Genomic DNA, 1,843 nt, shown 5'->3' with positions numbered 1-1,843 from the left:
GCCCAAGGCCGAGGCCGCCCAACGCGTGAGCGAGCTGGTCAAGCTGGTGGGCCTGCCGGGCAGTGAAGCCAAGTACCCCAGCCAGCTCTCGGGCGGCCAGCAGCAGCGCATCGCGCTGGCACGCGCGCTGGCCACCTCGCCGGGCTTGCTGCTGCTCGATGAGCCGCTATCGGCACTCGATGCACTGGAGCGCGTACGCCTGCGCCAGGAAATCCGCGCGTTGCAGCAAAAACTGGGCGTGACCACCATCATGGTGACGCACGACCAGGAAGAAGCCTTGAGCGTGGCCGACCGCATCGTGGTAATGAATCACGGCCTGATCGAACAGGTGGGAACACCGATGGAGATTTACCGCGAGCCGGCTTCGCCCTTTGTGGCGGACTTTGTCGGCAAGGTCAACGTCATGCCGGCGCATGTTAACGGCGGCCAGATGAGGTTCGGCACCTTGTGCCTGCCTTGCGACGGAGCCGACCGCGAGGTCAAGGTTTACCTGCGCCCTGAAGATGTGCTTGCCCGGCCCATTGCAGCGGATGACGCCCACGTGTTCGACGCCACCATCGAAAAGATCGAATTCCTCGGCTCCTTCTGCCACGTTCACGTGACCTCTCCTGCACTGGGCAGCCACAAGCTCACGGTTTACCTCTCACTCAATTTCCTGTCGGAGCAGTCCTTGCAGGTCGGCTCGTCCCTTCCCCTCAAATTGCTGCCAGAGCGCATCAAGGTGTTCTGATGCCCGTCTATACACCTCCTGCTTTGCCCCTGGTGCGGCAGCGTGTGCACTGGATTGACCACCTGGCCTATGCTGCCCTTGCGCTGGCAGCTATTATTTTGATAGCGTTTCTGGCAGCCCCGTTGCTGGCCATCCTGCAGCAGGCCGTGCGGGTATCGGCATTGACCAGATTTATGGTGCGCCCGGCATTGTGGTGGCCGAATGTTTTGCGGTGTTTCCGCATGCGCTGATGATTCTGGTCACCGCGCTCAGCCTGTCCGACGCCCGGCTGTACGAGGCAGCCAATGCCATGGGCACCAGCGCCAGGCGCAAGTTCTTCACCATCACGCTGCCCGGTGCCAAATATGGCCTTATTTCCGCGGCGCTCGTCACCTTCACGCTGGTCATGACGGACTTCGGCATTCCCAAGGTGATAGGCGGCAACTTCAATGTGCTGGCCACCGACGTCTTCAAGCTGGTGATCGGCCAGCAGGATTTCGCCAAAGGCGCAGTGGTCGCCATCTTGCTGCTGGCGCCCGCCGTCCTGACATTCGCGGTAGACAGCTACGTCAGCAAACGCCAGACCGCGATGCTGACGGCGCGTGCCGTGCCCTACCGGCCCACGCCTTCGCGCGGCTACGACCGGGTCATGACGCTGTATTGCTGTGCCATTGCCTTCCTGGTGCTGGCCATGCTGGGCATGGCCGTGTTCGCATCCTTCGCCAGCTTCTGGCCCTACAACCTGAAGCCCAGCCTGCGCCACTACACCATGGGCCTGATCGACGCGGAAGTCGGTGTCGGGTTTCTCAACAGCCTGAAGATGGCGGCGGGCACGGCCTTCTTCGGCACCGCTCTGGTGTTTTGCAGCGCCTACCTGCTCGAAAAAACCAAAGGCATGGACGGCCTGCGCGGCTTTGTGCGCATGCTGGCCATGTTGCCCATGGCCGTGCCCGGCCTGGTGCTGGGACTGGGCTACATCTTCTTTTTCAATGCGCCCGGCAATCCGCTGAACGGCCTGTACCACACGCTGACCCTGCTTACGCTGTGCACCATCGTGCACTTCTACACCACCGGCCACCTGACGGCCGTAACCGCACTCAAGAGCCTTGATGGCGAATTTGAAGCCGTGAGCGC

Annotated in this window: 2 protein-coding genes and 1 pseudogene; all 3 read left to right on the top strand. The window is 62.1% G+C overall.

Going from position 1 to position 1,843, the window contains the following annotated elements; translation table 11 throughout:
* On the top strand, nucleotides 1-730 hold a 730-nt coding region (locus AC1DWI_RS23875; protein ID WP_477726002.1), incomplete at its 5' end, for an ATP-binding cassette domain-containing protein.
* On the top strand, nucleotides 730-960 hold the full coding sequence (locus tag AC1DWI_RS23870; protein ID WP_477726001.1) for a hypothetical protein: 231 nt from the start codon (nucleotides 730-732) through the stop codon (nucleotides 958-960). The genes AC1DWI_RS23875 and AC1DWI_RS23870, both read left to right, overlap by 1 nt.
* Nucleotides 885-1,843 (top strand): annotated as a pseudogene (locus AC1DWI_RS23865) (ABC transporter permease subunit); the annotation flags it as partial. The gene AC1DWI_RS23870 and the pseudogene AC1DWI_RS23865, both read left to right, overlap by 76 nt.

The sequence above is a fragment of the Polaromonas sp. P3_C2 genome (assembly GCF_056402675.1).
This window is presented reverse-complemented; position numbering and strand designations above follow the sequence as displayed.

Bases quoted from the DNA above. Each gene is read 5' to 3' on its own strand.
- AC1DWI_RS23870 (WP_477726001.1), top strand. From the start codon at position 730: ATGCCCGTCTATACACCTCCTGCTTTGCCCCTGGTGCGGCAGCGTGTG.